Below are 4,428 nucleotides of genomic sequence, written 5' to 3' on the forward strand. Positions count from 1 at the left end.
CACGGTCTCGGCCGTATATGCTCTGACCGCGTGTTCGTCCAGGCGCCTCCTGGCGCTTTCAAAGGCGCCCCTATCGTCAATGCCCAAGGACGAGATAACCCTGGCAAGCTCGCCGATTACCGCGTGAGCTGTGTCCGCATCGATCATCCTCGCCATCTCCTCGGGTACCTCCTTGTCGTGGTTTGACTAGCTGTCCCCGGCCATCGGGCCCGCATCGTGTGCGTGCATGCCGCAAGAGCCATGGCGGGGCCATTTGCGCTGGCGTCTGTGCGGCGGGGGCCTCGTGACGTCCACCTTCATCGCCACCTTTCCTCTCAGGCGCGGGGTCTTACGCTTTGGTGAGGGAGTCCTTCTGGCGGAACCATTCATTTCAGGCGCGCTTGGCTGGACAGCGAGACCGTCGCGGAACGTTGAGAGGGCAGTCGCGACAGGCAAGCCCGGCGCATCTTCCCAGCGTTCTGCTTGCCTCGCAGGCTCTGGCCTTAAGGTCGGCGTCCGTTGTGCGGCAGGCCCTTGCGACCAGGTCCAAGGCAAGAGCCTTAAGTTCCAGCAGCTGTGCAACCGCTGGCATGGGCACCACCTCCTTGCAAGGTGCAAAGAGGGCCCGGCGCAAACGCGCCGGCCCCTCAGTGAGCGGTCAAGTCTCATTCAGAGGCTTGTCCACATGATGTGTTTGCTTCGCAGCGTAGTAGGAGAGGCAAGCAGCGGCGTCCGATGCTGCTTGGTGGGCGTTGTCTTGAGGCGGGGTCAGGGCATGCGTGTCACGCAGGCCACCACTGGTCTTGGTACGGTGTAGGTGTCATTTGAGAGGATGTGGATGGTCGGGATGGACGCGAGGGATGGGTTTGGACTGGGCGAGGTGGAACGGGGGCATCTTTGCTGGCGAGGTCCCAGTGTGAGCTACTCCGAGGCCGCCTTGCGCTGGCAGGCCATGCAGAGCGGCTTCCCGAACTTGCGCGTTGAGAAGTCGCACACGGAGCGGGTGATCTGCGCCCCGCACTCGGCGCACAGGTACCGGCGGTCTTCTTGGTTGTCCTTCTCTCCCGCCCGGGCCGCCTGCGCTGTGTGACGGTCGAGAGAGGAGGTGCCAGCGGTCTTTCCAGGAGTCGCAACGGGGCAACTTCGTCCGTCATCCGCTCCAGCAACGTCCCCGCCGAGCTCCTCGAGGGCGACCATGTCCACGCCGGTGAAATCACGGAGTGCCCTTGCCTTTGCTCTGGTGGCAGCCATCCGCAGGATGTGCGGGGCGATGGTGGGGTTCACGTTCGAGGGTGAAGCGTCCCCGACCTCCCGGTAGATGGAGCCGTCCGCCCCCTCGAGGAGCGCCGCGCAGACTGCGTAGTTTCCGTTGGCTTCAGACGGGATCTGCACGACCTCTGCCTCGAGCCTCTTGATCCCTTTCTCCTTTGCAAGCTCAAGGAGACCGCCGTACAGTATGAACTCTTTCCCCTGGAGCCTCTTCACGAACCTCTTCTTGAAGTCCTCGCTCATCTCCATCTGTTTTGCCTCCTTGTGGGTAGACTTGGGTTCGATCGTTGCCAGCGGGACAAACTGCTGTAGTGGGCGTTCACCTCCTAGTGGGCACCTGAGGGAAGTGGGGGAGCGTATGAGTCGTGGTCATCGGCTGCCGTCGGTTCCGCCAGTTCAGGTGGTACCCCCACCGCGTCGGCCCTCGGCCACCCTATCGTGTCTCACAGGGTCGTACGCCCAAACATTCCTTCGTTCTGCCTCATGAGGGCGGGCGGGGCGTGCCGTTCCTTGAGGGAACAGGGGGGCGCCCTGCAGGCCAGCGTGCCGACCCGCACGGCGGCGGAATGCACGCCAGTTCTGCGTCTGACAGGACCAGTTGTCATCACCTCCTCCACCGTCCGTGGTGGCGTGGCGAGCGGGCTCAGAGCGGAGGTCCTCTCCTGTGCGGGGCTCCGAGAGACTACGAAACCTACTTGGCTGATTTGGGTCCCGTAGGAAAAACCCTGTGTTTTGTGAAGCATTAAGGGTGGCCTTAGCTCTACCCGAAGGCGAGTGTGGAGAGGCTGCGTTAGGCTCGCAGCTTCTTTCTCGAAAGGAAGGTTACAAGCTGGGAACGCCATGAGCTCACACGCTAGACACAAGAAGGGTCAGGAGGGTCTATGCCGCCAACGCAAGGTAGGTCAAAGCCCGCGCATGTTGGCGGTGCTTTCCGGTTCACATCTTTGCTGCGTCCCTGGAGAGCCGATTTGCGTGAGATGAGGAGTCAGGCTTGGCACCTGACCCCTCGCATCGTAGAACTCCTAACTAGTCTGCAAGACCTAGACGCTGGTTGGGTGGTTCCTTGTCCGGCTCCCCGGGATTGGGGCGCGGCTACTCGTAGTATACGTCGTCGGGCGAATTCCCGCTGTAGGTGTTATAGGTGTCAGGATCTGGCAGCGGTCTACCTTGGTCATCCTGTATCCGAGAATCAGCGCTTACCCGGATAGCTCCTCCACAACCGGCTGCCGTGTTGGCGTTAAACCGATTGGCAAATACTCTTGCGCGTGCCCATTGTACTAAGTATAACCCGCCACCGTTTCTTGCCCCGTTCTGGGCAATCAAGTTATCATTGATCACCGAAGAGCTCAACCAACCCGAGTTGCCCAGGCAAATCCCACCGCCATCGCCGACGGCTGTATTCCCCTCGATCGTGTTGCTAGTAGCCACGAGCGTGGAACTGTGGGCAAAGATCCCACCGCCATTGCCGGCGGCTGTATTCCCCTCGATCGTGTTGCTGGTAGCCACGAGCGTGGGGGGACCAACGGCATAAATCCCACCACCGTCACCGCTGGCCGTGTTTCCTCTAATTGTGCTGTTTCTAATGGTCATATTTCCGGAGAGCCAGGAGATGCCACCGCCGCAACCGCCAGTGGAGTTCCGTTCGATGGTATTGTGGCTGGTCTCGAAGCTGGTACCCGCTACCCACACGCCTCCGCCTGCGAAGATGCCCACGTTTTCTTGAACGGTGTTCCGTGTGAACACCAGGTCGGGAGCATTATTATGTAGGTAGGCGCCTCCACCGTAGTCAGCTTTGTTTCCTCGGATGATGTTGTCTCTGATCACCGGACCACCCTCCGCCGCATAGATGCCGCCACCGCTACGGCCGCCAATGACCCCGTTTTCCTCAATCACGTTGCCAGCTATGACCGGCCAGCCACCCTGCACCCAGATGCCGTGCTCTTTGTTGTCTCTGATGACATTGGCCATAATTGTTGGTGCGGCCTTGGAGATTATAATTCCGATCCAGCCGTTCGTTATGGTAAACCCGGTTAGAGCAGCATCTGCCGTTTCTCCGCTATGAAAGGTGACCACTGGGCCGTTCTGCCCCCCGTCGATCACTGTTGAAGCCACGACTGCAGGGTCGCTTGGGTCGGTGCTTCGGACTGTGATCGCCTTACCCTTGAAGTCGAGGTTCTCGACATAGGTTCCCTGGGACACTATGACGAGGTCGCCATCTTGTGCAGCGTCAATGGCAGCCTGGATAGTAGGATACTGTGCGGGAACTAAAAGTTGTCTGTTCACCACAGTGCCTGTGAAGTTCACGTCCGTAGCTGCTGATGATACCTGTCGACTAGGGGGCTGAAAGGCCCACCCATCCTTGGCTGGTGTCACCGTCACCGTTCCCCGCAGCCCGCTCTAAGTCCAATTCCCACTTAGGTCGGTGGTCGCTGTGCCAAAACCGCCGCTGAAGGTCAATGTCACGTCTGGAATCCCCTGCTGCGGATTGCTAGCATGGGTAATACGGCCCGATACGGCGTAAGTTGTCCCGCCTCCGCCCCCACCGAAGCACCCAGGCAAGACGATCAAGATGATACCAAGCGCCGCGATCCCGGTTAACAGACGACTCCCCTTTGCCGATAGACTCATTACCACTACCTCCTTCCATTGTTGCGACAGCATGTATGTTATCGCCCTCTTCGCCCATCAGGCACACAGCTATAGGGCACCGACGCTATCAATAGCCCCCCTTCAGCTCTCAGGATTTCCGAGCGGCCCGCCACTGCCATGGGCTCGAGTAGCTCCATGGTAGGTCTTGCGTTGGTGGAGTCCACGCGGTGCTGTAGCTTTACGACGGCGGTTGGTGGTGCTGCTGTTGCAGTGAGAGCGGTTTGTGTCTGATGTTACATTCGTAACAGCGAAGAAACGATGAGCCCAGGGTACAATTGCCAACGGCGATGACTGAGTGAACGAACTGCAAGGCCAATACTATGGACGCCCAAGTAGAACACACGTATCTCACGTATTGCTCTCATAGCTTGGATATGCGCTTTGATGTCGTGCGTGCAGCCCATATTCCCCTAATATTCGTCCCAGTTAGACATATTCCTGCCTGGCTACATATCCCTCCTGTGGTTGCAGGGTCCGAATGACCTGCTCCCGGCACCGCGGGAGAACACCGGACTGAGTGTGAGAAGGTGA

3 protein-coding genes are annotated in these 4,428 nt (G+C 59.4%); all 3 read right to left on the reverse strand.

Annotation, left to right across the window (positions count from 1 at the left end):
• Positions 1 to 156: hypothetical protein (locus GX515_07830; protein ID HHY32910.1), on the reverse strand; the 156-nt coding region annotated here is incomplete at its 3' end.
• 744 nt (positions 157 to 900) lie between these two features.
• Positions 901 to 1,497: a hypothetical protein gene (locus GX515_07835; GenBank protein HHY32911.1), complete on the reverse strand. Its 597-nt coding sequence runs from the start codon at positions 1,495 to 1,497 to the stop codon at positions 901 to 903.
• Positions 1,498 to 2,340: 843 nt separating this feature from the next.
• Entirely contained in the window at positions 2,341 to 3,552 is a 1,212-nt protein-coding gene (locus GX515_07840; GenBank protein ID HHY32912.1) for a hypothetical protein, read from the reverse strand.
• Positions 3,553 to 4,428: the final 876 nt, after the last annotated feature.

This window comes from Bacillota bacterium (genome assembly GCA_012842395.1).
Classification (GTDB): Bacteria; Bacillota; SHA-98; order UBA4971; family UBA4971; genus UBA6256.

Excerpts from the sequence above, each read along its gene's own strand:
- GX515_07835 (HHY32911.1), bottom strand. The coding sequence starts at position 1,497 with ATGGAGATGAGCGAGGACTTCAAGAAGAGGTTCGTGAAGAGGCTCCAG.